Consider the following 25,439-nt stretch of genomic DNA (forward strand, 5'->3'; position numbering starts at 1 on the left):
GACCCGATCAGCCCGGCCGCCCCGCCGTTTCCGCCGGCCTGCCCAGCCGCCCCCGAGCCGCCGTTGCCGCCGGTGCCGAAAAGCAGCCCGCCTGCTCCGCCGTTGGCTCCGCTACCCGATGCCCCGTCAGTCCCGTGGCCGATCAGCGGGCGCCCCAACAGCGCCTGAGTAGGTGCATTGATCGCGCCCAGCACGTCGCTTTCCACCGTCTGCAAGGAGGCGTTGGCCGCCTCCGCGGCCCCATAGGAACTCCCCGCAGCGGTCAGTGCCTGCACAAAACGGTCGTGAAAGGCCGCCGCCTCCGCGCTCAAAGCTTGGTACTGCCGGGCGTGGCCGCCGAACAACGCCGCCACGGCCGCTGACACCTCGTCGGCGCCCGCGGCCACCAGCGCGGTGGTCGGCCCCGCGGCGGCCGCGCTGGCCGCGCTGATCGTCGAGCCGATGCCCACCAGATCCGAAGCCGCGGCCGATACAAACTCCGGCCCCACATTGACGAACGACATCGTCTTTCCTTCCGCCGCAACACAATACAAGTTTTTGTCGGCCAGGTGCGTCGCCGCCGCCACGGTAGGAACGCTCTCCTGGGCTCAGTCGGTTAACGACAGAGGCTATGCACGCGCTACGGCTGCGTCTAGCAGAAGGTTTGCAAGACTACGTTGCGTAAATTGCAAACGAAAGTCGATGCCTATCAATGCGTTACGCGCAACAGTGTGTTCGCAACCTTCTACTAGACGCTGGTATGGCGTCTGCTTAGCGTGTCCACCACACGAAGCTCGCTGATCAGACCGACCACATCAAACTTCGTGCCGGCATGCAGAAGCCGGGGCCGCTCTGTCCGGTGGTTGCGGCGGGATCGCCCCCGCGATCCAACCACGTTCCCGCGGTCTCGGTTTCGGACCAGGACGGTGTGATGAACTTTGCGCTACTGCCCCCGGAGATCAACTCCGCCCGGCTCTATCTGGGGCCTGGCATGGGGCCGATGGTGGAGGCCGCCGCAGCCTGGGATCGGTTGGGCGCCGAGTTGGCCACGTCCGACGCGAGGTGGGCGTCACTGACGACGGGGCTAACCCGGCTCCGCTTCGCAAGGTGCGGCGGCGGCCGCGATGCTAGACGCTGCCGGCGACACCGTTTCGGGCGTATACAACAGCAGCACGGTCGACGCGGCGGCGTTCGTCTCCGGCGTCGCGAATTTAGGAACCAATGTTTCAGGCTTTTTCCACAACTTGCAGTTGCCATGACTAGTCGTTTGGCGCCGCATCACCTCCGGGCTGGCAGACCGGTGCAGGTGCGGCGCATGGAAGAGGAGGGGGAAATGGGTGGAACAAACCTCACGGTGTTGGTGGTCGACGACGACTTTCGCGTGGCCAATATGCATGCCGGGATAGTCAACATGCTTCCGGACTTCATCGTGGCCGCAACGGCGAACACCCTGCGCGCCGCGCGGGAAGTGCCCGCGGTCGACCTCGCGTTGGTCGACGCCTATCTGCCGGATGGATCCGGAATCGACTTCGTACGTGAATTACGTGGCGACAGCATGGTTTTGACGGCGGCAACCGAAGCGGTCACGGTTCGTGCTTCCATGGCGGCCGGAGCGCTTGGCTACCTCGTCAAACCGTTCCCGCCGACCGAGCTCGCCGCTCGCCTGGCCGGTTATGCGCGCTACCGCAGGATTCTGGCCGGATTCGATCTCCGCCCCTGCGATGTCGAGGCCGCCTTGGAGGCGCTGCGCCGCAAAGTCCCCGTCCCACAGCCCTTTGCAGCTGGAACGTCGGCAAGCAAACAGCTTGTGCTGCAAGTGTTGCGAGCGTCCACGATGCCGATGTCGGCGGTCGAGATCTCGGCGACGGTTGGGGTGCCAACGGCAACCGCCCATCGGTATCTGGCGGCGCTGATAGCCACCGGCGACGTCACCATCGGGCTGCGGGGCAGTGCCACCGGACGACCGGAGCAGGAATTCGCGGCGACCGACCACCTGTTCACCCCGCGCGATGAGCCCCCGGAGTGCGGTCACATCGATAACGACTTGTGAGTTTCAGGCCCCGCATGCCTGCGCCGGTTCGAGTCGGGTCGACGCCTCAGGCAGACCGAATGACGCGATCGCCGTATCGCGGAATGCGGCTGCGGAAGGCGGCAGGTACCTGTTGGTCATCCAGCCGACCGCAATGGGCCGCACCAATTGCCTGTCGTCAACCGCGATTTCGACGACATCCGGCGAGGGTGTGGTGGCACAGGGCAGCAACCCGACACCTAGCTGCGCGCCGATCAGGCCGCGCAGGGTGGTGATGTCGGTGCCTTCAAAGGCGATGCTGGGTGCGATGTCATGCCGGGCGCAGGCGTCGTCGAAAATCCTGCGCAGGGTGTGGCTGCGGTCCAGCGCCACAAAGGGCTGGCCGGCGAGTTCTTCGAAGCCGATGAGCTTGCGGTGGGCCAATGGATGGTCCCGATCGACTACGGCGTAGAGCTGTTGGGTGAACAGCTTGTGCCACTTGACTCCGGGCGACTCGTCGAAGCTCAGGGGGTAGCTCAAGCACACGTCGATGACGCCGTTGGTGAGATCTTCCACCAGCGCGAGACCGGGGCGTTGAGACAGCTCGAATCTCGCCCTGGGATATCGGTCGTGATGACGGCGGATCAACCGAGGCACCGTCGAGACGCCGAGTGAGACAAGGAAACCCAGCGCTACCGTCCCGGCGTCGACGCCGGCGAGCTGCCGCACACCCGAGACCGCTGTCTCCAGGCTGCGCTGAGCGGCCCGACTCGTGCGCAGGAACGCTTGCCCGAATCGGTTGAGTTCATTGGCCCGACCGCGCCGCGTAAAGAGCTCGACACCGATTTCGGATTCGAGCATGGCGATGGCACGGCTGACCGCTGACTGTGAGACCGCCAATTGCTCAGCGGCATCACGCAACGTACCGACCTCAGCGACGGTTTGGAAGTAACGCAGCTGATACAGCTCCACCGAAAATCACCGAGCTTTCTTGAGACGCATGAGTTTGAGTGCGCGATACGCGTTTTGGAACACGCTGGTATAGCTCTAAGCCCAGCCGGATCCGACTGCGGAGTCGGTGCTGGCCATGTTGCTGCCGGCGGTTTGCACTTGCTGGCCGTGGATGTTGGCCTGTTCGTAGATCACCTGAAAGTTGCGGCCCAACTGCGTAATGAACGCCTGACAGGCCACCGAACCGGCGCCTCCCCAGAAATCCCCGGCTACCAACACATCACGCACGATCGCCTGGTGCTCTGCCTCTAACGACGCCGCTTGCGCCCGGATCGTGGCACCGTGGGCATCCACATCACCGAAGTGATAGTTGATCGTCATTACCGAATGTTCCTCTCTAGCTGCCCGGTCTGCGCATGCAGTCATTGTCTTCCTTTCCCGAAACGAACCAAATGTCAATTGCTCTGCGCGAAAAGATGATCCACTACCTGCTATCCGACGCCGGCTCGCGGAATCACGCTGGGACGCGACTGCACCACATGTGAACCCGCCCCGCCGCGCCCGGTCATCGCACCGGGCATACCCGCACCCGCTGCGCCCATACCGGTGGGCATCGGCATCATCGGCATCCCGGCCGATCCGGCGGCAACAGCGGTTTGCACCGTTGCCGTGGGGCTAGCGTTGAAGCCGGACAGCACCGCACTGGCCATCCGCGCCGGCAACGAACCGGCCCAGGTCGGAGGCACCGACATCGCGCCTATCGTGCGTGCCTGACCCAGACCCGCCGACGTCACCGCCCCCGCGCCGCCGCCCAGGCCCTTGAGCGCCGGCGCCGGGTCACCGACGAACTTGGGCACGCCGGCCAATCCCATTGCCGCATCGGCCAATCCGGCTGTGCCCCCGTGCGCGCTCTGCGCCAGCGACATCATCGGGGAGATCATCATGCTGGCTGGATACATCCCGATCTGCGCCACCGACATCAGCGACTGCACCGGCAACGCTGAGACCGCCGCATGCAGACCGGACACCAGACCCGGCGCTTTGGACGCGGCCGCTGACGCGCTCCCCGCGACCTGAGAGGCAATCTGAGAAGCCAAGCCCGAAAGACTGATTGGCGGCGAGGTGAACGGCGCCAATGCCGCCGCCGCGGATGTGGCCCCGGCGTGATAGCCCACCATCGCGGCCACATCCTGGGCCCACATCTCCACGTAGTCGAACTCGGTAGCCGCAATCGCCGGGGCATTCTGGCCCAACAGATTCGTCGCGATCAACGACGTCAACGACACTCGATTGGCCGTCACCACCGCCGGATGCACCGTCGCGGTCAACGCCGCTTCAAACGCCGTCGCCGCAGCGCGGGCCTGACCGGCCGACAACTCCGCCCGGCCCGCCGCCGTGTCCAGCCACCCCACATACGGAGAGGCCGCCGCCACCATCGACAGCGATGCCGGACCCGCCCACGGCCCACTGGTCAGCGCGGCGATCACCGAAGCAAACGAGGATGCCGACGCCTGCAAATCCGCGGCCAGCCCGTCCCAAGCGGCAGCCGCGATGAACAACGGCCCCGAACCCGCACCGGCGAATATCCGTGCCGAATTCACTTCCGGTGGCAGTACGGCGAAATCCATCGCTTTCTCCTCAACTGGGTTCCGGAGGCGCATAGGCTTTCTCTATTACGATCTCCGGGCATAGCCATTCGCGTTTTGGTCCGCGTTAGGCACCACTCGAATAAGCGGCATCGCCGTTTGCTCCGAGGCCACATACACGAGACCAAAGGTCGCCTCCGCGGAATTGCGAAGCCGTTCTGACCCGGCTGAGCAATTGATGATTACGGTATGCGTAACTAGTTTTTTAGTCTAGTAGAAGGTTGCGAATAAACACTTGCGTGGAGCAGAAGTATTGTTTGGTCAGCTGCGTGAGGTGCCGTGGCGTCCGAGAATCGGCTTCACCAGCATGATCGGGTCACACGACGACGTTATGTAGGCACGCAGATGCTGTTCAACAGAAGGTTACGAACGCATGCTTGCGTTGTTCGCAAGGGTTTCGGGCTTCGTCACGGTTGGATTGGCGCGGCGACGACGCCCCAGAGATTGACGTTCCGCCAGATCGCGATGCCGTCAACCCGCTCGGGCGCCCTGCCGAAGAGGTCGGTGAAGAAAGCAAGCATCTCAGCCCATGCCGGCATCGGGCCGACGATCACATGACGCACGTCGGCGAACCGCAGATTGGCGTTGACCTGCGCGCGAATCTCTCCGCGCGCCACCATCGAGGTCTTGTTCTGCTGGATGGCGAGCATGATCTCGGAGAGCCGCGTTGCCGGTGGTCCAGAAAGTGTCCGGCCGTCCGGCTGGGGAATGTAGGCGTAGGCCTCGGGCATCCGCAGCCGGTAGCCGGCCTCGGCGGCCCAGACCATCGGCGCGGCCTCGCCCCCGTTGACGAAATATGGTGCGACAAGGACGGTTTCGTCGGGCCCTATGTTATGGCTCGCCCACGTGCGGAAGAATACCGGGGTGTAGAACGGTTGCCGGTGCAGCGGAACGGGCAGGATGAAGACAAGCGCGGCGGCCACCGCCAGCAGGCCGCCGGCCGCGCGTCGCGGGACCAGGCGAGCCATCCGGCTGATGACGATCGCGATGATCACCGCGATTGCCAGCCAAACGAAGAGCGTAAAGCGGCCCGGCAGAACATGTTTGAGGAGCGGCAGCTTTCCGATGGGCAACCATGGGAGCGGGACGTGCAGCGCGTCATTGCCGACGTGCAGCCAGGGCCCCAGTGAGAAGACGAGGAGCAGCGCCCCAGTCACACTGGCGACCCGCACCCGCAGGTCGTCCCACTGGCGAATGGTCACGACGATCAGCAGGACGAGCAGCGGCAGGCCGAGGTAGCCCGTCGCCTCGTGATAGAGACCGCTGAAGTCGTGGGACACCCGCGTGGCCGCCTCCGGTGCGATCAACTGGTATGGCGTGGGAAGCACCAGATTCAACAGGTCGGTCGAGAAAGTCTCGGGATGCTGCACCTGGCCGCTGATCCGCTGCGGCCCAACGAATTGCGCGACCAGCGGCCCGGCTGCGAGCAGCAGGAACGTCAGCCCGGCAACCGCGAGCGCGGGAACGAGCCGCACCGCGGCGGCACGCCACCGCGCCCGGACGTGTCCATCGCGGCGCGCCAGGGCCAGCACGCCAACCAGCACCGCGGCCGCCACGACGCTGGTAGCGAGCACCTCTTCGCTGATGAAAAGCTGTGTGGCGCCAAGCAATCCGAGCGCAACGCCGGCTTGCCACGGCGGGCGGCGCCGGGTCACCAGCAGTTCGTCGATGACGAGCAGAAACAGTGGCGGGACCCAGGCCGTGGCGAGGTTGAGGTGCAGCGCCGCGTGCGAGGCAAGGTATGGCGAGAAGGCGTAGATCGCGCCGCCGACCATCGGAGCCGGGCCGTCGCCGGTCCAGCGGCGGATCGCGAGCCAGGCGGTGAATCCGCTCAGGGCGATGCCGAGCACCATCAAGACGTTGAATCCGAAAATGGGGCCGCCGAGCTTCGCCGGCAGCCAGCCCAGCAGCCCGAGAAGTGTCATCGGGGTGTTCCACATCAGGTTCACGCCGTCGGGCGCACCGATCTGGGTGGTGAAGAACGGGTTGAGCCCATTAGCGAGCGCGTGCGGCGTCCAGCCCAGATACCAGATCGCCTGCTCCTGGTCGCAGCAGTTTCCGGCCCAGCCGGACGTCGGGTCGCTCCAGGCACCGATCGTAAGTACCACAGCCGCAAGCAGATAGCTGACGAACACCGCGAGAGCCCCCGTGGTCCACCGCCGGAGCCGTGCTGACACTTGACCCTCCTCGCGAGCGGACTGCGCGCCGCACGCCGGCGCTACCGGAGAATTAAATCTCGTCTGTCTGCCCGACGCCCGGGTCAGCCGCCGCCTAGCGAGAATCTCGTTGCGAGTGGTTCGGCCGGCGCCGACGTCTTTGTCCTGCGCCACTTACTCGCCGTTGTTGAGCGGGTTGCGGTGCAACGGCTTTGGGGGCCGGCGCCCGGTAGGGCGCGATTTCGCCCACCAACGCGAGCACCTCGGCGGAGTCGGCGGCGACCTGTTGGGGAGTTACGCGGATACCGGCCGTCCGCAACAGCGCCTGAGTGTCCCGGCGCTGCTCGGGCAGGACCACCGTCACCACGTCGCCACCCTTGCCCGCGCGCGCTGTGCGGCCCGAACGATGAAGGTAGGCCTTATGCTCGCTGGGCGGATCGATGTGGACCACCAATTCGACCTCGTCGACGTGTACACCGCGCGCGGCGATGTCGGTGGCCACCAGGACCCTGGCCTCACCCGCGCTGAACGCGGCGAGATTCCGGTCGCGCGCAGGCTGAGATAGGTTGCCGTGCAAGTCAACTGACGGTATGCCGGACTCGGTGAGTTGCTTGGCAAGCCTGCGGGCGTGATGTTTGGTGCGCATGAAGAGGATTCGGCGCCCGGTGCCCGAGGCCAGCCGGTGCACCAGTTCCTTTTTGGCTTCGGCGCTGGCGACGTGGAAGACGTGATGGGTCATCGCCGACACCGGCGCGTTCAGCTCGTCGACCGAGTGCAACACCTGATTGCGTAGGAACCGGTTGACGAGTTTGTCGACGCCGTTGTCGAGAGTCGCGGAGAACAGCAGCCGTTGGCCGCCGGCCGGTGTAGCGGCCAGGATGCGCGTGACGCCGGGCAGGAAACCGAGATCGGCCATGTGATCGGCTTCGTCGATCACGGTGATCTCGACGGCATCAAGGCTGATCAAACGTTGTTTCATCAGATCCTCGAGCCGACCCGGGCAGGCCACCACGATATGGACGCCGGATTTGAGGGCGTCGACCTGCCGATTCTGCGATACCCCGCCGAAGATGGTGGCGACCCGCAGGTTGTGGACCGCTGCCAACGGCTCGAGCGTGGCGGCGATCTGGGTGGCCAGCTCCCGGGTAGGCGCCAGCACCAGGCCCGACGGCCGCGAGGGGCGCCGCTTGGCCGCCGAAAGCCTGCTCACCAGCGGAATCGAGAAAGCGAGCGTCTTGCCACTGCCGGTCTTGCCGCGGCCCAGGACGTCTCGGCCGGCCAAGGTGTCGGGAAGCGTCTGGACCTGGATGGGAAACGGATGTGTGATGCCGGCCGCGGCCAGCGCGCGAACCAATGGTGCGCGCACGCCAAGCTCGGCAAAGGTCTTCTCTATAGTCACTTTTCGGTGCCTTTCAGGGCATCGGTGTGCCGCGTCGTCGCGACTGTTCGCGCGAATAGTCAGCACAAGCTGGCGAGATTGCCGGTGGGCAAAATCGATCGCCGCGAGACGGTGATGCTAGGCGCACGGATCATCTGAACGCGGGGCCTCAGCCACGAATTCGGGCCGGCGCAGCGGGATGAAAGAACGTTCCACGACGTGTTGGCGGGCTTACCTGAGGCCAACGTGTCAACAGGATATCCCACTCGCGGGCGTGGCCCTAATACGCGCAGTCGGGGCATAGCGCTGGTGGCTAGGCACGACGGACGTTCTGAACGAATCGGACAAACGGTGTTCAGGGGCGGCCCATGCGGGCCGCCCCTGGCGCTGTGTGGTTGTTCTTGGAGTGTCCTCGCAATCAGTGGCAGTGCCAGAAGCCCGCCCAGTGTGGGGAGCAGTAGCGCAGGGGCCCATAGCCGCCGAATTGGTCGATGAGAGGGAGCCACGGAGCGTCAAGCGTCGGTGCGGTGACTGCGCTGACTGCCGCCCCGGCATTCGGAGGCGGAGCGTTGTCGTCGGCGTGGCTGGTCGCCGCTAGGCCGACGGCGGCGGTCGTGCTGATCGACGTGGCCAACAGGGCGCCCGCCACGCCGCGGCGAAGCAACCCGATCCTGTTGTAACGCAGGGCATCTGGGCCATTGTTGGTGATTGCCGAAGTGCTCATGGCACTAATAGTTCATCCAGCGACAGCGTCGCAGTAGCGGTCGCGTGCTTGCAGGGGTACAAGCCTAGGTTGTATCTAAACGGCCCCAGCCGCTGCCGTTGGCACCAGACGCAAGGTTCGTGACGTCGTACAGCAATGCCTCAACGCCCTCTAGCGCGGTGCGCTGCCAGCACGTCGGCGTTTGCCAGTGTCTGTGCCTGAGCGGCCAGCGTTGACGCCGCGTTGGCGTGAGCGATCGCCTCGGGGGCGTTGGTTGCCTCGTTGCTGTGTGCCGCTGCCAAATGCCGCTTCGCTTGTTCGAACCGGGTCTGCGCCTCGACGCCGACGGCCTTGCGATGCTTGGCGACGTAGTCGGTGATTTGGCGCAATCTGGCCTCCGCGGTGGACAGCGCCTGATCGCGCCCGTCGATATGCACCGGTGCCGCGCGACGGCGGCGACGCGCTCGATAGAGCACGAAAGCCAGCACCAGTAGGAGGACGACGACGACGGCGATCGCGATCAGCGGCCAGATCTGCTTTGACGACGAACCGTCAGCCTTGTTCAGCCCGTCGGCCGCAGCGACCGCCGCACCGCTCCAGTCTTTACCGTTCACCGCAGGCTCAATCTTGGTGCTGCGCAGGCTGTTTAACTCGTCTGCCGTGAGCCCCGACACGTTCGGCAGCACGGTGAACGTGTATAAGTTGGCGCTCGTAGTTTTCGTGGCTATGGCCAGCAGCGCGTCGTGGTCGCCCATCGCGCTGGCACGGCGGGTTCCCTCGGCCCAGTTGTCGGGCTTGAATTTGGAGAAGTTGTCGACGTAGACCACCCAGAGTTGAATGTGCCGATTGCGATAAAGCCGGTCGATTGCAGAGGTGACCGCCGCCCGACCCGCATCCGTCAGCACCGCGGTGTTGTCGGTGATGTGCTCGGTGAGCTTCTGGGCTGGTTGTGCGCCGGCCGGGTTTGCCAGCAGTAATCCGGTCATGAGGATCGTCAGGACCACGCCGACCAGGCGAACAGTTCGCATACGGGCAATCTAACCCGGCCGCCGATCGCCGACACGGCTTGATACGGCTGATCAGTGGCGTGCTCGTCGCCACCCTGGCGCCCGACCCCTTCTGGGGCATGAGCGTCCGCCACGACTGGCATCGCCGATGGATCGATGAAGGCAACGGTGCGAGCACCTGGGAAACTCTCGAGGGCTCCGTTCCTCCGATGAACTGCGGCCCGGGCTGGTGCCCGGTACCGCCAGGAGCAGGCACGTAAACAGCGAAAGCTGCATCATGGCCGTATCGCGAGGCCGGCCCATGTCCCCCGATTGGGGGACAGCCTGTTCGCACGGCGGGGGGACCCAAATTTCGTCTTATTTGTCGGACGTCGAACAAACCGAACCCGGCTAAATTGATCAAGTGATCACAAATCGTAGTCACCGAATTCTGCCAACGATAGCGCAGAAGCAACACCAGGGAGGAGGTGACGCATGTCGCACGAACTGCTGTTCTACGAGACGGAGATCCCGACGCACTCGTTCTCGTGTGGAGGGTGCCTTTCTTTCGCGGCCGATCACCTCGAGTGAGCCCATACGGGTTTAGCCCAATCCGGTGGGGACCTCCGCATCTGGGTGTGTGAGATCCCCACCATTAGCCCAATTGCCAACTGGCGAACCACAACTGGCGAATCACAACACGCAAGGAATTACCCATGCCTATGTCGCTGCGCACCGCGGGCCTGGCCGGTCCGGATTGGTCTTACTGGCCACGGCGCTTTTTGGGCACAGTCGACCAGGCCACGATCGGCTCGAGAATCACCTACCGCCACGGAACCCACCGCATCATCACTCCCGACGAGACATGGCACGCGCTGCAACCCCTCCTGGACTGCGCCGGCATCACCCGGGTGGCCGACCTAACCTGGTTGGACGACCTGGGAATTCCCACCGCGCAGGCGGTTCGGCCGGCCTCGCTATCGCTGTCGGTCAGCCAGGGAAAGGCCAGCACTTACCGCGCCGCGCAGGTTTCAGCCGTGATGGAATCCTTGGAGATGTGGCACGTCGAAAACGTCACGCCCGACCTATGGTCCACTGCCACAGACGAAATCGCCTCAGATCTGACCTACGACCCCGCCCAGCTTCGCCTCGCACCGGGCGCCCTCTACCACTCCAGCGCGAAGCTCGACTGGATGGTCGCGACGACGTTGCTGACCGGCCGCCGCACCTGGGTGCCGTGGATGGCCGTGCTGGTGAACGTCGCAATCAGCGATTGCTGGGCAGCGCCGATATTCATGATGGACAGCTCTGGATTGGCTTCCGGCAACAGCTATGACGAAGCCACGCTGCACGCCCTGTACGAAATCATGGAACGACACAGCATCTCCACCGCCGTGCCCGGCGAGACCATGTTCGAGGTGGCCCGCGACGACGTCGCCGGCTCGGATTCGGCTGACCTAATCGAGATGATTTACCGTGCCGGAAGCGAAGTGCTCATCGCCCGAATCGACACCTGGGACCGCTATTTCAGCTTCGCTGTTGAGCTGACCTCGCCGAGGCTGGAGCCGTCGTTCAGTGGCTTCGGACTGCACCACGACCCGAATGTCGCGTTGTCGCGGGCGATAACCGAGGCCGCACAAGCCCGGCTGACGGCGATCAGCGGTGTCCGAGAAGACATACCGCCGGAGATCTATCACAGCTTCGCCCGGCCTGCTGCCAGCCGCGCCTCCATGCGGCAGCTGCCTGCCGCATCGCCGACATCGTGGCACATTCCGCCCAACGATTCGTTGCCGGACCTGGTTGCTTCGGCGGCGACGGCGGTGGCCGCCGAAGCCGGTGTGGAACCGCTGGCGGTGGTGTGCGACTTTGACTGCGGTTGTGTTCCGGTCGTGAAGGTGTTTGCCCCCGCCCTGTCGATGTCGTCGGCCGCGCCTTCGATGCGGACCCCGTTGGCGGGCGCGGCATGACACCCGGCGCCAGGACCGTCGTCACAGCCGGCCCCACCATCAGCGCCGCCAAAGTTCGGGCTGTCGTGCCCAATGCCGAAGTGGTGGGACCGATTTCGTTCGGTCAAGCCTTTCGCTACGGCCTGGGCCGCGGCGACACGCTACTCGTCATCGATGGACTGTTCTTCCAACAGGCGTCGGTTCGGCACAAAGAACTGCTCACCCTGATCGCCGACGGCGTACGGGTGATCGGGTGCTCGAGCATGGGCGCACTGCGCGCAGCCGAATTGCATGCGTTCGGCATGGAGGGCTATGGCTGGGTGTTCGAAAGCTACCGGGATGGGCTGCTGGAGGCCGACGACGAGGTCGCCATGGTGCACGGCGAGCCCGACGACGGTTACCCCGTCTTCGTCGACGCGCTGGTCAACATTCGTCACACCGCGTTCGAAGCTGTCGAGACTGGCGTCCTCGAGGCGCCGACGGCAAACCAGATCATCGAAGCGGCCCGCAACACCCCGTTCACGTTGCGCACCTGGAATCGGCTGTTGACCGACGTGGGCGCGCCGGATGTCACCAAACTCGCCCGCCGCCTGCGCAACCTGCGGGTCGACATCAAACACGCCGATGCGTTGCTTGCGCTGGGTCAGCTTGCCGGTGAACCGCCGCGCGGCGCGGTTCGCCCTTGTCCACCGCCGACCATGTGGTCACATCGTTGGCGGCAACGGTGGGCACCGCCCACGCCGGTGGCAGTCGCCGCCGACGACAGCGGCCAATCGGTTGTCGACGTCTCCGACCTTGACGTGTTGTCGTTTCTCAGCGTCTCCGCCGTCGACCGGTGGGCCTACCTGCCCGCCCTGGAACAGGTCGCCGCCTGGTACTGGACCCACCAGCACCCCGGTCAGGATGGCAGCAGCGTCCTCGAACGCGCGTCTCAAGCCGTCGCCGAGGTCGGATCCAGGTCATACCAATGCGCCCTCGAAATCGTGGCCCATCGCTACGCAATGGCCACCGGCATCATCGACGACTTCGGTTTTCCCGAATGGGTCAAGTCGAAATGGCTTACCGCCGAAGAGAATCGGAACCTCGGCCATGACCCGATTGCGGTCTCGGCCCGCTTGACCACCCGCACTTTGTTTTTCGCTCACACGCTTCCGGCCATCCAACACTTCCTGGACTTGCTGCGTGCGGACCCCAGACTGCCGGACTGGCGCGCTATGGCGGCGCGAGCCCTGTGGATGCGTGACGAGCTGGCCCGGCGAAAGCCGCACTTAAGCCTGCACCGGCCGAACCCCACGCAACTCAAACGCCTATTCGCCACTCGCTGGGGCGCCGAGGTGGACCGCATCGAGCTGGCCCGACGCGGCCTGCTGACGAGTGAATTCTTCGACGGCGCCGCAACGCTATTCGCCGTTGCCGCCGCCGACAACCAACTGCCGTTCATCGAGGTCGGCCTCCTCGGTCCGACGCGAACTGATGTAATCCCGTTGGGCAGCAAGTGATATGGCTCAAGCCGCCCGGTACGAACGCAGCCCTCATCTCCTGTTGGAATGGGGATCGGGCGAGGAATATGCCACGGTCTTCAATCCTCTTGCCCGGCGGAGATTTCACGTCAAACCGGCTCTGGTGAACCTCCTCGGTCAGCTGAACCAGCCCCTTACCGTCAGCGACATCAGTCAGCGGTGGACTGAATCCCCCGCCGACGATCAGCTTGCAGGGTTGCTGTCGCAGCTGATCGACGTGGGGATGGTGCGGATATCGACTCCCGCTGCAGAGGCGGAGGCTGCACCCCCTTGGACACCCTGCGAACTTGCCGTCCACTGGCAATCCGGAAGGGGCCCGCAGGCCGACGCCCGCTGCGGCGAACCCCCGCCGGCGCGGCTGAATCACCCCGAGGCGACCGCCGTTATCGCACTACCGGACGACGAACAGGCGCCGCCAAGCCGGCCGCTCGCCGAAGCATTCATCGCTCGACGCAGCGCCCGCCGCTACGCGTCCCAGCCCTTGCCGCTGGCCCTTCTCGGCGCGTTGCTGCACCGCTCGGCGCGGGTTCAAAGGCGGCTCGCCGCACGGGATGACCTCGGAACGCTGGGAGAAGTGACCCAGCGACCGTCGCCCTCGGGCGGCGCCCGCCACAGCCTGGAAATCTATCTGATCGCCCGGAACATCCTGGGGCTCGCGGCCGGGGCGTACCACTACGACCCCTTCGACCATGCACTGCATCAACTCGCGCCCTGGACCAAAGAATTAGCAAAAACGTTGCACTACAACATGGTTCAGCCCGCCCAGATGAAGGCGCCACCACCGGCAAGTCTCTACCTGGCTTCGTACGCCGCGCGGACCACGTGGAAATACAAGGGCATGGCGCTGAGTCTGATCTACCGCGACACCGGCTGTCTGCTGCAGACCCTCACTCTCGCCGCCACCGACCTCGGGCTGGCCTCTTGCATTGCCGCACAGGTGGAAACACCCATTGACGCACCCTTCCTTCGGGGCCGCGACCAGGAATTCATCCACACCGGCAACCTCGCTTTGGGCATGCCGTATTGAGCAGCGGGCGGGTCCCGTCGAAATGAGCGCATCCCCGTTGCGCCCCGTCACCTGCGACCGGCGTGGTTAAGCTGCAGCATGTATAAGCCGGGGAGCGAACTAATGACCAACCGGTCGGTACCGCACGCGGCAACAGATTGAATGTCCCGACTCACTTGGACCGTGGGCCCAATTCGACTGGGGATCAAGCTATCTCCGACTTCCCATAGTGCCAGTGCGCCGCCCGCGTCTATGGTGACCAACCTGGTCCCGAGTTGACACAAACCGACTAAGCCGCCGGTCTTGCGTCCGGACGCTTCGAAACCAAGGCACGACTCGTTTAGGACTACGAAATCTCGCTCTTCGTCGAATACGAAGAACGGCTTAGGCAATCCACGTCCGCGCTCGAACGCCAGAAACTTCGCCGCGCGCGACGGTCGCGGCAGCAGCTCGTAGGTCGCCTGGCGCAGTCTGGGCGGCGGCGAGGCTAGGCAATGGTGCAGTAACTCGTCCAGCCAGAATCCGAAGTGCATCGTGCTGGGCTCGGCGCTGAGAATCAGGCACCGGCCATCGATTTCGGAGCGCGACATACGGCGAACGCTGCCGTCGGCAGTCTCGACCGAAGCACCGATCCGGCGGCCGGAACTTCGGTCAAGGACCGTCAGATAACTACGCGAACGCGTTTGCCACGAACCATCGTCGTCTGCATCTTGCGCAATAACGACATAGTCGCCGGCAACGACTACCGCCGGAACGAACAACAGGCCGACATCGACCTCCCACACCGATTGGGTCAGATCTACCAGCGGCGCCATTCTGATCTTGCTTGTTATTCCATCTTCGTATGCGATCACCGCGTAGTCGTCTGCCACACAGCAGGCAGAGGATTTGCCCGGAAGTACCTGGGCCAGCGAACCGTCGGCGCAACAGATGGTCGATACCGTCCAGTTATCACGGCTGCGGCACAGCACCAGGCCGCCGCCGCGCGAAACCCCCAGATCGGCATTGGCCACAGTCGCTGGGAGTAACGCCGCCTGAGGCGACGATGGCATTAAGGCTTGCGCATGCAGCACCTTGACCTCACCGGCCTCATTGCCCGTCGCCACGACTGGGATGCCGTCGATCGTCCCCACCGCGGCCGTGCTCACGTCGAAGTTGGTGTGGCCCACCTCGGCCAAATCAGCTGCGTCCAAAACGGAGAAGCCATTCTGCACAGCGGTTATGACGTATTGTCTGCCTTCAAGTTTGAACGTATCGATCTCAGATACCCGAGACCGGGTGCTATTTCTGAGGTCGAAACTGCCCTGCACCATCGGGGGTGTCTTGACCTGACAACCGACCACACCGCGCGGTGTCCTGACATAAGCCCACTCGTCTGGCGCGGCTGCCACATTTAGTAACGAGTTGCCATCACCGATGACGATCCGATGGACAATTTCTCCATCGCTCGGACGAACGGAAATCAACACGCCGACGCCGCCATGCGGCCCCATCGTGCAGGCAGCGAGCACGTGTGGTCCATCCGGCGTTTCCATCCACGCCACTGAGTACGCGTCACGCACTTCCTCGGCGAGCTCCCAAACTAGGGACAGTCCTTCACCGCTGCCCGCCGCGTACCGGTACAGCCGGATTGCGTAGCGGTCATCCGGGAGATCTGCGTATGCAGCCACGGCAATCAATAGCGTTGCGTCGGCGGCTATTCGCGCCGCTACTGCATTGACTTCCAGCCGAATCTCAGCTTCAGGACGGCCCGAGGTGTCGTAGATAGCTAGTCGGCCGGCGGAACCTCGAGTAGCCAGGACGACTTGGGAGGCTACGACATCCACCGCCGACACCATTTCGTCCACTGCCCACCGGCCGAGACCGAGGCCGTCGCGAGCACGACAAACAAGCACGGTGTGTTCTGCAGCTGCGGCAATAACAGGGTCCGACCCCGCACCGAACGCGATGCACCGGATTGCGTGGTCCAGCCTAGCCACACCCATTCCAGGTTGGTCTTCACCCCAAATCGCCCACAGCGGAAGCCAACCCGCGGGCCGAGCCAGTTCGACAGCCGCGCTGGCCAGTTCGCGACGACCTCGCTTCAAGGCCTCCAAGACAAGATAGCCGGCACGAATGGCGAGGCTGTCGTTGGGACCGTAGCTGGCTAGGGCGTTGAGAACCGTCGTAGCCAACGCCGGAGCGATACCCGTACCGATCCGAAATACCGCCGCTGCCAGATACCTTGGGTCGGCGGTCACGACGAATTCGGCACGAGAGAGTAGCTTCTCGGCAAGTCCGCCGGCCGCAGCATGGTCGATGAGGTATCGGCGGACGTAAGGTTCGGGCACGATGAGTTCGCTATCGAAATCGGTGCGTGTGATCAATGCAGCCAAACCGGAGGTAATTCGACGGTGCAAGTGACCGAGGTCTGCTTGGAGTTCCCCCAGTAATGCGGCTTGGACAGCTTCGTGAAACGGGCGGTAGACGGTCGTTCCGGTGTCATCGAGTTCTCGTATCAGGTAGCCACTGATCCGGTGGCGCAAAACCTGTGAGATATCGGAGTCACCGAAAGTAGTGCCATCAGAAGCTAGTGCCGATGCGACCGCCGGCCACACCCGGCGCCAGGGAAGCCCTCGCCCGAACGCAATCGCGGTAGCGCCCAGGACAGTAACCACACGCTGGCGTTCGTTCTCTTTGGGAAAGGCGCGCTGTAGTTCGTCGCGCAATACCGATTTCAGGCCCCCTTGAACTGTTCGGCGCCACTCGTCATCGCCGGGATCTTGAACCGTTGCGCGAGAGGCTAGTTCGACCGCGACCACTCGGCCAAGAACGAAAGATGTTCCGACCAAACCGGCTATCACCTCGGCCATCCATCGAGCCGCAGCGGGATCATCTGCGTAAGGCGACGGACGCTCTGATACCGACAGGACTAACAGCGCGCTGAGGTAATCGACAAGGTCGCTGGTTACCCAATACGGCGGCCTATCGGCCGGTAATATGATGGGCTGCAACAAGTTAACCGCATCGTCGGCGATCGATGAGATATCGTCGGCAACCTCGCCGATCGAGCGCATCCCCACAATCAACTTCAAATGCGGGCGAACGAGTTCAACGAGGGGTGCCAAGACTTCGGTGATCAGGAGTTGCGGATCTTGGGCCTCGTCGAGGGCGTCGATAACAACGCAAGCCGGTTTGGGCGATGATCGTATTGCGGCGGCGACCTCGCCGAGCCGGTCCGCTTCCTCATCGCCAGAGGACTGTAGTTGTGGGACAACGCTGTCCGGGCACAGGAAGCCGTGCAATTGATCGATGACTTCCCAGCCGGTCCGTCCGGTTGCGAGAATCGCGACGTCGACGGCGCCCGGGTCAGGCCGAAACTCCGGGGGGATACCACCCAGCCTGATGGCATTTTCATCGGCATACTTCGGATCAGACAAAGTCACCAGTCGGCTGAGTACCGCGGACTTTCCGCATCCGGCGCTCCCGGTGACGAGCCAGACTCCGCCGGCGCCAGTGCGGGTCGCCTTGACCAGATCGGCCATCAGACGGTCGCGGCCGCGGAATAACCAGGCTTGATCTGCGGCCGTCGGTACGCCTTGGCGGCGGGGTTCCCGGTGCGCGCTGAGATCCTCACTGCGGCTCGCCAGATCCCTGCGCGCGGGTGCGGTCACCAACAGCTCCGGATCCTTCCGATATCTCGGATTGGGCAGGCACGGCGAGGGCTTGTCTGACGGAAATGCACCCAGGACGGTGAATAGCTGATGCTCTTCGAGCGTTTTGGTGAGTGCGTTTGCCAAATCGGTGGTTTTCAGAAACGGCTCGTCCTCGGATCCAAATGCTTCATTGTCGAGAAACTGCTTAAGCGCTTGGGCCAGCTTGCCCTCGTATGCCTCCGCCGCCGGCGAGGTAGAGGCAAAGCAGCAGAAGTTTCTGGGAATCGGCCCGGTAACCCGAGCCAGGTCCACGACAACGGCAGCGGCTTCGCAGGCATCGATCACGACAAGTGCGTGCTTAACCCGCGTCTCGCGGATCCACCCAATCAGCGTGCTGGTCTGGATCATGGTGGCATTGGGCCGTTTGCTATTGCTGCCCTTTACCGCAAGCCGGTGGATGCCGTCGATCGTTTTGCCGTGCCCCGCAACGTACGCCACGATCGCATCGGCGCTGCCGATACGATCGGATCCGCGGATCCATTCCTCAATAGTGTTGAGCGGCGGAGACTTTGCCAGATCCTCATTCAGCAGAGCGAACCGGCGTTCGCCTAGGCTCTCGGCGGTGAGCCAGTCCTTCCAGACAGATACGCTCTCGTCCAGGTTTAGCGCCGGGAAGTCCGACCTCTCTCCGTAATCGCAGCTGGCAACGATAATGAGATGCCGGTTGAGAATGTCAAAATCGTTGTCGGACAACGTGACCTACTACTGCGTCGCCGAGCCGATCGTCTTCCCGGTGATCTTCTTGTTAAGATATCGCTCGATCGAATGCGGTTCATTATCGTTTTCGACCGTCCAGTCATCGACACCCGGCCATAGCCGCTTCAATGCGCCCGCGCTGGCTACTGGATCGGCCTTGTCGTAAATATTCGTCCAACTGCGAACACCAGGCGAACCTGCGTCGACGGCATTGACGGCCAACTTGGCCCGCAGTCGCTTGGTCACCGTCTTCATGCCCAACGGTGAGCCGAGGGTGACCAGGGTCGGTATGCGCAACTTATGGACGGCGATGGTTTCGTAGGCGACGACCGACCCCAGTGAGTGCCCGACGACGACCTTCGTCTCCTCGGTGATCTTGTCGAGCACCCTCTGCTGAATCTTCGAAGCCAACACGTCTTCATCGAGATAGCGCTTGACCTGGTTCAGCTCCGACACAAAGAGCAGCATCAGGCCCGCGTCGATGCGCCTGGCAAAGAACCGAGCAACCGGTTGCAGAATCCCGGGCACTTCATTGAATGCCATGGGCTGGCCGATCTCGGGGAGGCCGGCCGCCGCTTCCTCGGCGGCCTCGGCGAGAAACTCCGCGTCCTCGTCGCTGAGCTGTGCCGCGATATCGTTGAGCGTCGTCGCCGCCGCGCCCATCGCCTTCTTTCCTTGGTCGGCCTCGGAGAGGAACAAGTCACCGTAGAACCCAAGGGAGAATGCGGGCACGACCGCTTTCGGGTTCCAAATCGTCACGCCATTTTTCACCCAAGGCGACCAATCCGGGCTAAACGGCCCATGCTGCTCCTGATTGATGCCGTGCACACCGACAACTGCTGACACGCCGGCCCCCTCCGCACCGAATAACCGAGACTACTGCCTAACGGTATTCGACCAGCGGCACGCTGAACAGTACGTTTCGCGCGCACACGGACCGGCCCAGGCCGCGACCTGACACTTTTTAGTTTGCAACGGGTTTCGCCGCGCCAGGCTAACGAAACCCCCTCAAGCCCTCGCGCGTCTAAGCCGTGCAACCGACATCGAAAAGCCAGCAGTCACGTCGCGGCTCCATCGCTTGCCCATTCAGGCCGACCCGGCTGAGCCCGCCTGTGACCCAATAAGTCACCTCACCGCAGACGGGCATTTTTCCCAGCGAAAACGAGCCTTCAACCGGCCATTGACACTGGCGCCGCCGAATGTTACAGCAATGTTACAGCGATACAGAAACGGAGGCGCCTACCAGGCGGCCACAGCCGCCATCGACCACCTAAAACCCACGGCCTACAGAACGGAAACCACCGCCATGATCACCGGCACCGCCAGCCGCGCGGGCGCCATGGCTACCGCCAGCGTGATACTCATCGGCGCCGCGATCGTGCGCGGCAACACAGCAGCGGCCGACCCGAGCCAGGACGAACAGTTTTTGGCACTGCTTGATCAACATGGCATCCCCGCCCTCCAAAACCCAGCGAGCCTGGTCGTCACTGCCCAAAACGTTTGTCGCGAACTCGACGGCGGCAAGCCGTTCGATGCGGTAGTCGAGTCGATGGCAACCTTTGCTTACGACAGTGATCCGGGCAGATATCCGCGCGACCGCCTCACGCGGACATTCACCCGCTTCGTCACTGCGGCCGTGCAGGCCTACTGTCCCTACAACCAGAACAAGTTAGCCGCTTTCAGCACTCGTCGGACGCCGGGATTAATCGAACCCGCACACCGGACATTCACCGCTGCGGCGCGGCTGCCGCAGCCGACCATCGGCGGCGTCTATGTTGCCGGCCGCTCCGGGATCGCTCGGCCAGATCCCAACGAGCAGAGCGCTTTTCGCGCTCCGCTAATTCAAACCTTTCCCGCCGGGGAGACCGTGGCACCGCAGCCGCCGCAGATTCCGCCGCAATCGCCGCCGCCGGGGCACATCGTCACACCACCACGGGCGCCCGCCACGCCGCAGCCCCCACGGCAGCCGCCGGCGATCCCTCAGCAGCAACCGCCGCCACCACCGCAAGAGCCGCCGCCTCCACCCGAGGAGCCGCCCCCACCACAACAGCTCGAGCCACCCCCACCACAGCAGGTTGAGCCGCCCTCTGCTGCTCCGCAGCCGGGTGGTGGTGTCGGGGGTGACGGCACCGGTGGCGGCGGTGCGGGCACCGGTGGCGGCGGCACCGGTGGTGGCGGCAGTGGTGGCGGCGGCACTGGCGGGCACGGCCCGTCCGGGCCGGCGCCGGCACGCCCCATGCCGCCGGGCATCGTCCAGGTCGCACCGTGAGTTGGTTCTAGCAAAGACCGCGGGGAATGCCGCGGACGGTCGTGATCTCCTGCGTGGGCATTACCTGCGGGAAAGGCACTCGATAGGGAGGAGTCAGCTTCACAAAAGTTGCGGCGGTGTCTGGAACACATTGCACCTGTTGCGGCACGGCGTTCAACAATGGGTGGTCCATGTAGGGGGCCGACAAATTGGGTGGGACGGCGAAATTGAAGGTCGACGTCATATCGCCGGTCACACCCCTGCGCCAGGTACTCAGGTTGGGAACCGGCACACCGAACCGCTTTTCGAGTAGGCGCAGCTGCCGAAGTGTGGTCGAAGTTTCGTGCGCCAACAGCGGGCCACGGCTGTAGGGAGAGATGACGTAGCAGGGCACGCGGTAGCCCAAGCCAATCGGCCCGCGGATGCCCCCCGAACCCGTCACCGCATTAATGTCGGGCACCGTGACGTACTCGCCGGGAGTTCCCGGCGGCGCGGTAGGCGGAGTGACGTGATCAAAGAAGCCCCCGCTTTCGTCAAAACTGATGATCAACGCGGTCTTTTCCCACACCGCGGGATTGGACAGCAAAATGCGGAGGATATTAACGATCGTGGTGCCGCCGACGGCCGGTGCCACTGGCACTCCGGGATGTTCGGACACTTGAAACCCGGGTACCACCCACGAAACCTCGGGCAGTCGGTTGGCTGCGACGTCGGCGACGAAGTCCAAGGGATAGGTCGCGGCGATGCCGTAGCGGGCGATATTCGAGCGCGGATCCTGGGCCTGTTTGAAGTCAACAAGCATCCCGTTGTAGCCGATGACCGTATTGTTGAGCGCCCCCAGCAACTTGTTTTGGTATAGCTTCCAGCTGATGCCGGCATCACTGAGGTTGTCCGGCATGGTGCGCCAACTGAAATGGCCCTGAGGCTGGATATTGGGGTCGATAAGCAGCGGGCCACCCTGGACGCCGTCGGGATCGATCCACGCGCTTATCCAGTACAGCCGGTTGGGCGACGTACCGCCAAGCAGCGAACAGAAATAGCCATCGCAGATAGTGAAGGTATCGGCCAGCAGATAATGGATGGGTTGGTCTTGGCGGGTGTAATAACCCATCGAGACCGGGACGTTGCCCGGCAACGTTTGCTGTTGGACCTGCGCGGGCAGCCAATTGTCGTTGGCGCCGTTGTTCCAGGACTGGTGGATGGTAATCCATTGGTGGCCAGGGTCATTCACGCACGCACCGTTGAGGAGAGGGCCCCTGGTGGTGTCGAAACCGTACGGGATGGTGACGCCATTGGGGTCAATCGACTGGGTTCTGGGGATTCCAGCCCTTCTGCTGGAATGCCGGCGAGGGCGTGTTGAAGCCATTGACGCCCGAGAGAGTGCCGAAATAGTGATCGAATGACCGGTTCTCCTGGAGCAGGAATACGAAGTGCTCGATGTCGGACAAATGACCGGAGCAGGGGCCGGCGCCGTAAGCCTTTTCAATCACCGGGCCGGCGTTTGCTCTTAATACCGTTCCCTCCCGCCGCACCCTGCGGTTCAGGGTAGGTTTCGGGTGGTGGTGAGCCGCAAAGGGCGCGCGGTGTGTCATGCTCGGATTTTGGTGGTGTTCGCCACAAGCAGACTGCGGACGGCGGCCAAACGAGTCGCTGCCACGCCGGCCCGGCGCTGCTTGGCAAACCCGCTGGGCGTCAATTGCATATTTTCTACGGATTAGAATCCGACGCATACTCAAATACGTCCGCAAAACTCTTCCGTTGGGAGATTTCGACATGAAACCAACCAAGCAGGACTACATCGATGAAGGGAAGAACTGGGGAGCAAAGGTCGGTGGTGGTGGCGGCTTGGTAATCGGCGCGCTGGGAGGTGGGCTGTGGGGTGCCGCGATTGGTGCCGCGGGCGGAGCAATCTTCGGGGCCATTGCCGGAGGCGCTTACGGCGCATGGAAAGCCGACCATGGCGGTGTGTGCTTTGTCCGCGGAACCCTTGTCTCGACTGCCGAAGGTTTCGTCCCGATCGAGCTCGTGCAGCCCGACACCAAGGTGTACTCGCGCGACATGACGACTGGCCAGCCCGTGCTTGCGGTCGTCGAGCAAAAATTCTCCGGCAAGAGTGCCGAACTCGTGACGATCGAAGTGGGCGAAGACACCATCACATGCACTCCGCGGCATCGCTTCTACACCGATCGCTGGATAACCGCTGGCGAACTGAGCCGCGGCGATTCTCTGCTGACCGGCGACGGAAGTCGGATCGAGGTTCGGCGGGTGTCGAGCCGCGCTGCCAGGCGGTCGGTGTTCAACATGCGGGTGGCCGAAACGGCCACCTATCTTGTCGGGCGCTCCCAGCTCGTGGTGCACAACCTCAAGATGCAAGATCCCGAAGACGACGACGATGACGAGAACCCCCACCACCCACACCACCACGACGACTAGGTTTTTCTGACCCAGCTAGGAAATCGGGAGGCCACACTCGCCGTTCGGTCATTAACTGGCCGCCTTCGCTCTGCCGATGCTTTGCTTCCCGCAGGTTTTGTTCGGTGGCGCGATCGTCCCGTTGACAAGATGGCCACGATGGCTTTGCCTTCTCGGCATCCGGCTACGCCTTCCCGTTGTTTCCCGTGTTGCCGAGTAGCAGTCCGCCAGTGCCGCCGGTGCCCGCTGTGCCGCCGGCCTTGCCGGCGTTGCCGCCGTTTCCGCCGTCGCCGATCAGCAGCGCGTTGCCGCCGTTTCCGCCTTTGCCGGCGGTGGTGACTCCGAACCCGCCGGCACCGCCGTCACCGCCGCTGCCGGTGACCCCGGCTTTGCCGCCGTTGCCGCCCGCGCCGCCAGTGCCATTGCCGTTCGCGTTGGCGCCGGATCCGCCGGCTCCACCGGCGCCGCCCGAGCCGGACAGGAGACCGGCGTTGCCGCCGGCGCCCCCGGCGCCGCCTTGTTGAGTTCCGCTGCCGCCGGCGCCGCCGTGCCCCCCGGTGCCACCCGCACCGCCCGAGCCGAACAGCATGCTGGCGTTGCCGCCGGCTCCGCCGGCCCCACCGGTCAGGGTGCCGGCCCCGCCGGAGCCGCCGGCCCCACCGGTGCCGAAGGACAGTGCACCGGCGTTGCCCCCCGCGCCCCCGGCTCCGCCGTTATTGCCGCCGGACCCGCCGGCACCGCCGGTGCCGCCGGCGCCGAACAGCCCACCGGTCCCGCCGGCTCCGCCGTTGCCGACATTGCCGCCGGCACCACCGGTGCCGCCATCGCCGAAGACCAGCCCGTTGCCGCCGGCCCCGCCGGCGGCTCCGGATCCGCCGGTGCCGCCGACGCCGCCATTGGCGAACAGCCCGCCTGTCCCGCCGGCACCGCCTACACCGGTCGCCCCGGGACCGGCGCCGTGCCCGCCGGTGCCGGCGGCCCCGGCTAAGACGCCGGCGTTGCCTCCGTGTCCACCTGCCCCGCCCTTGCCACCGGTGACGAGGGCCTGCCCGCCGCTGCCGCCGGTGCCGCCGGCACCGTTGAGCAGGGCGGAGCCGCCGGCACCGCCGAGTCCACCGACGCCGTTGATTCCGTTTGCGATCCCCCCAGCCCCGCCGGCGCCGCCGTTGCCGAACAAGACGCCGCCGCCTCCGCCGGTCCCGCCCGCGCCGCCGGCTCCGTTGGTGGCAGTGTTGGTCGCGCCGTGCGCGCCGTTGCCGCCATTTCCGAACAGCCACCCGCCGTCACCGCCGGGAGCTCCGGTTCCTGGGGTTCCGTTGGCGCCGTTGCCGATCAGCGGGCGCCCGGTCAGCGACTGCACGGGCTGGTTGACGATGTTGAGCGCGTCTTGCTGCAGGATGTGCACCGGGTTGGAGCTGACCGGAGCGTTGAAACCGTCGGCGCCCAAGAACGATCCGCTGATTCCACCGAGGCCGGCCTTGCCCGCGGCCGCGCCCGTCCCACCACTACCGGCGTTGCCGCCGTTACCGATCAGCACACCGTTGCCGCCGGCCCCACCGTTGCCGCCGGTCGTCACGCCGGCCCCACCGTTACCGCCGTTACCTCCGTTGCCGAACACCCCGGATGTGCCGCCGGCGCCGCCGGTCCCGCCGGTGGTGATCGCAGCGCCGCCGCTGCCGCCGGTGCCGCCGGAGCCGAGCAGTTGGCCGGCGGTGCCGCCGGCGCCGCCGGTGCCGCCGGTGGTGCGGCCCAAGCCGCCGGCACCGCCAGCCCCACCGTTGCCGACCAGCAGGCCGGCGTTGCCGCCGGCGCCGCCGGCACCGCCCGCGGTCTGGCCGTTGTTGAGTCCTTCGCCGCCGGCCCCGCCCGCGCCGCCATCGCCGAGGGCGAACATGCCGGCATTACCACCGGCACCACCAGCGCCGCCGGTGCTGCCCAGGCTCGAACCGCCGCTGCCGCCGGTGCCGCCCGCACCGAACGTCCCGCCGGCACCGCCGGCTCCGCCGGCACCGCCGGTGGTACCGATGGTGGTGGAATCACCATTGCCACCGACCCCGCCGGTTCCGCCGGCGCCGAGGTTGACTCCGGCGTTACCGCCGGCGCCGCCCT

The 25,439-nt window shown here is 64.7% G+C and carries 16 protein-coding genes and 3 pseudogenes; 6 read left to right on the forward strand and 13 right to left on the reverse strand.

What is annotated here, in order from left to right:
- Together BST12_RS33675 and BST12_RS33680 are read right to left on the reverse strand one after the other, a co-directional pair.
- Positions 1–182, reverse strand: a 182-nt coding sequence (locus tag BST12_RS33675; protein WP_342746508.1) for a PGRS repeat-containing protein, incomplete at its 3' end; no start/stop codon positions are given.
- Between the two features lie 99 nt (positions 183–281).
- Positions 282–503: pseudogene (locus tag BST12_RS33680) on the reverse strand (PE family protein); the annotation flags it as partial.
- Positions 504–1,312: 809 nt separating this feature from the next.
- On the opposite strand from BST12_RS33680, the gene BST12_RS33685 reads away from it, so the two are divergent.
- Complete coding sequence (locus BST12_RS33685; protein WP_170062194.1) at positions 1,313–2,029, forward strand: response regulator; 717 nt, start codon at positions 1,313–1,315, stop codon at positions 2,027–2,029.
- 3 nt (positions 2,030–2,032) lie between these two features.
- Here BST12_RS33685 and BST12_RS24630 read toward each other — a convergent pair whose 3' ends face one another.
- The 7 genes from BST12_RS24630 to BST12_RS24660 form a co-directional block, all read right to left on the reverse strand.
- Complete coding sequence (locus tag BST12_RS24630) at positions 2,033–2,959, reverse strand: LysR family transcriptional regulator (RefSeq protein WP_083115859.1); 927 nt, start codon at positions 2,957–2,959, stop codon at positions 2,033–2,035.
- A gap of 75 nt (positions 2,960–3,034) precedes the next feature.
- On the reverse strand, positions 3,035–3,319 hold the full coding sequence (locus BST12_RS24635; protein WP_083115860.1) for a WXG100 family type VII secretion target: 285 nt from the start codon (positions 3,317–3,319) through the stop codon (positions 3,035–3,037).
- 110 nt (positions 3,320–3,429) lie between these two features.
- Entirely contained in the window at positions 3,430–4,566 is a 1,137-nt protein-coding gene (locus BST12_RS24640; RefSeq protein ID WP_083115861.1) for a PPE family protein, read from the reverse strand.
- 425 nt (positions 4,567–4,991) lie between these two features.
- Complete coding sequence (locus tag BST12_RS24645; RefSeq protein WP_139801902.1) at positions 4,992–6,761, reverse strand: DUF6311 domain-containing protein; 1,770 nt, start codon at positions 6,759–6,761, stop codon at positions 4,992–4,994.
- A 94-nt stretch (positions 6,762–6,855) separates the two neighbouring features.
- Positions 6,856–8,139: a DEAD/DEAH box helicase gene (locus BST12_RS24650; protein WP_083115863.1), complete on the reverse strand. Its 1,284-nt coding sequence runs from the start codon at positions 8,137–8,139 to the stop codon at positions 6,856–6,858.
- A gap of 397 nt (positions 8,140–8,536) precedes the next feature.
- Positions 8,537–8,842 carry a hypothetical protein gene (locus BST12_RS24655; RefSeq protein ID WP_083115864.1) on the reverse strand — a complete coding sequence of 102 codons (306 nt, stop codon included), beginning with the start codon at positions 8,840–8,842 and terminating at the stop codon, positions 8,537–8,539.
- A gap of 140 nt (positions 8,843–8,982) precedes the next feature.
- On the reverse strand, positions 8,983–9,849 hold the full coding sequence (locus BST12_RS24660) for a TPM domain-containing protein (RefSeq protein ID WP_083115865.1): 867 nt from the start codon (positions 9,847–9,849) through the stop codon (positions 8,983–8,985).
- A gap of 674 nt (positions 9,850–10,523) precedes the next feature.
- Here BST12_RS24660 and BST12_RS24665 point away from each other — a divergent pair.
- Genes BST12_RS24665 through BST12_RS24675 form a run of 3 tightly spaced genes read left to right on the forward strand, consistent with a single transcriptional unit; the run spans position 10,524 to position 14,300 of the window.
- A complete protein-coding gene (locus tag BST12_RS24665) occupies positions 10,524–11,774 on the forward strand; it encodes a YcaO-like family protein (RefSeq protein ID WP_083115866.1) in 1,251 nt (416 codons plus the stop codon).
- Positions 11,771–13,252 carry a TfuA-like protein gene (locus BST12_RS24670; protein ID WP_083115867.1) on the forward strand — a complete coding sequence of 494 codons (1,482 nt, stop codon included), beginning with the start codon at positions 11,771–11,773 and terminating at the stop codon, positions 13,250–13,252. Before BST12_RS24665 ends, BST12_RS24670 begins: the two co-directional genes overlap by 4 nt.
- 1 nt (position 13,253) lies before the next feature.
- Positions 13,254–14,300 (forward strand): SagB/ThcOx family dehydrogenase, encoded by a 1,047-nt coding sequence (locus BST12_RS24675; protein ID WP_083115868.1) that lies wholly within the window; start codon positions 13,254–13,256, stop codon positions 14,298–14,300.
- Positions 14,301–14,347: 47 nt separating this feature from the next.
- Here the strand turns inward: BST12_RS24675 and BST12_RS24680 are convergent, their stop codons facing one another.
- Together BST12_RS24680 and BST12_RS24685 are read right to left on the reverse strand one after the other, a co-directional pair.
- The gene (locus BST12_RS24680; protein WP_083115869.1) at positions 14,348–18,667 is read right to left on the reverse strand and encodes an ATP-binding protein; all 4,320 of its coding nucleotides are present in this window, start codon (positions 18,665–18,667) and stop codon (positions 14,348–14,350) included.
- Between the two features lie 9 nt (positions 18,668–18,676).
- Positions 18,677–19,516, reverse strand: a complete 840-nt coding sequence (locus BST12_RS24685; RefSeq protein ID WP_139801903.1) for an alpha/beta hydrolase family protein — start codon at positions 19,514–19,516, stop codon at positions 18,677–18,679.
- A gap of 364 nt (positions 19,517–19,880) precedes the next feature.
- Here BST12_RS24685 and BST12_RS24690 point away from each other — a divergent pair, with 364 nt between their 5' ends.
- The gene (locus BST12_RS24690) at positions 19,881–20,939 is read left to right on the forward strand and encodes a DUF732 domain-containing protein (protein WP_245850556.1); all 1,059 of its coding nucleotides are present in this window, start codon (positions 19,881–19,883) and stop codon (positions 20,937–20,939) included.
- A 7-nt stretch (positions 20,940–20,946) separates the two neighbouring features.
- Here BST12_RS24690 and BST12_RS24695 read toward each other — a convergent pair.
- Positions 20,947–22,462: pseudogene (locus BST12_RS24695) on the reverse strand (phospholipase C).
- Positions 22,463–22,691: 229 nt separating this feature from the next.
- On the opposite strand from BST12_RS24695, the gene BST12_RS24700 reads away from it, so the two are divergent.
- A complete protein-coding gene (locus BST12_RS24700) occupies positions 22,692–23,351 on the forward strand; it encodes a polymorphic toxin-type HINT domain-containing protein (protein ID WP_139801904.1) in 660 nt (219 codons plus the stop codon).
- A gap of 1,255 nt (positions 23,352–24,606) precedes the next feature.
- On the opposite strand, the pseudogene BST12_RS34980 reads toward BST12_RS24700, so the two are convergent.
- Positions 24,607–24,699 (reverse strand): annotated as a pseudogene (locus BST12_RS34980) (PE family protein); the annotation flags it as partial.
- Between the last annotated feature and the right edge of the window lie 740 nt (positions 24,700–25,439).

Source organism: Mycobacterium angelicum (assembly GCF_002086155.1).
GTDB classification, from domain to species: domain Bacteria; phylum Actinomycetota; class Actinomycetes; order Mycobacteriales; family Mycobacteriaceae; genus Mycobacterium; species Mycobacterium angelicum.

Coding starts and splice junctions, on each gene's coding strand:
- BST12_RS33685 (WP_170062194.1), top strand. CDS start 1,313: ATGGGTGGAACAAACCTCACGGTGTTGGTGGTCGACGACGACTTTCGC.
- BST12_RS24635 (WP_083115860.1), bottom strand. CDS start 3,319: ATGACGATCAACTATCACTTCGGTGATGTGGATGCCCACGGTGCCACG.
- BST12_RS24640 (WP_083115861.1), bottom strand. CDS start 4,566: ATGGATTTCGCCGTACTGCCACCGGAAGTGAATTCGGCACGGATATTC.
- BST12_RS24655 (WP_083115864.1), bottom strand. CDS start 8,842: ATGAGCACTTCGGCAATCACCAACAATGGCCCAGATGCCCTGCGTTAC.
- BST12_RS24660 (WP_083115865.1), bottom strand. CDS start 9,849: ATGCGAACTGTTCGCCTGGTCGGCGTGGTCCTGACGATCCTCATGACC.
- BST12_RS24665 (WP_083115866.1), top strand. CDS start 10,524: ATGCCTATGTCGCTGCGCACCGCGGGCCTGGCCGGTCCGGATTGGTCT.
- BST12_RS24670 (WP_083115867.1), top strand. CDS start 11,771: ATGACACCCGGCGCCAGGACCGTCGTCACAGCCGGCCCCACCATCAGC.
- BST12_RS24675 (WP_083115868.1), top strand. CDS start 13,254: ATGGCTCAAGCCGCCCGGTACGAACGCAGCCCTCATCTCCTGTTGGAA.
- BST12_RS24690 (WP_245850556.1), top strand. CDS start 19,881: ATGTTACAGCGATACAGAAACGGAGGCGCCTACCAGGCGGCCACAGCC.
- BST12_RS24700 (WP_139801904.1), top strand. CDS start 22,692: ATGAAACCAACCAAGCAGGACTACATCGATGAAGGGAAGAACTGGGGA.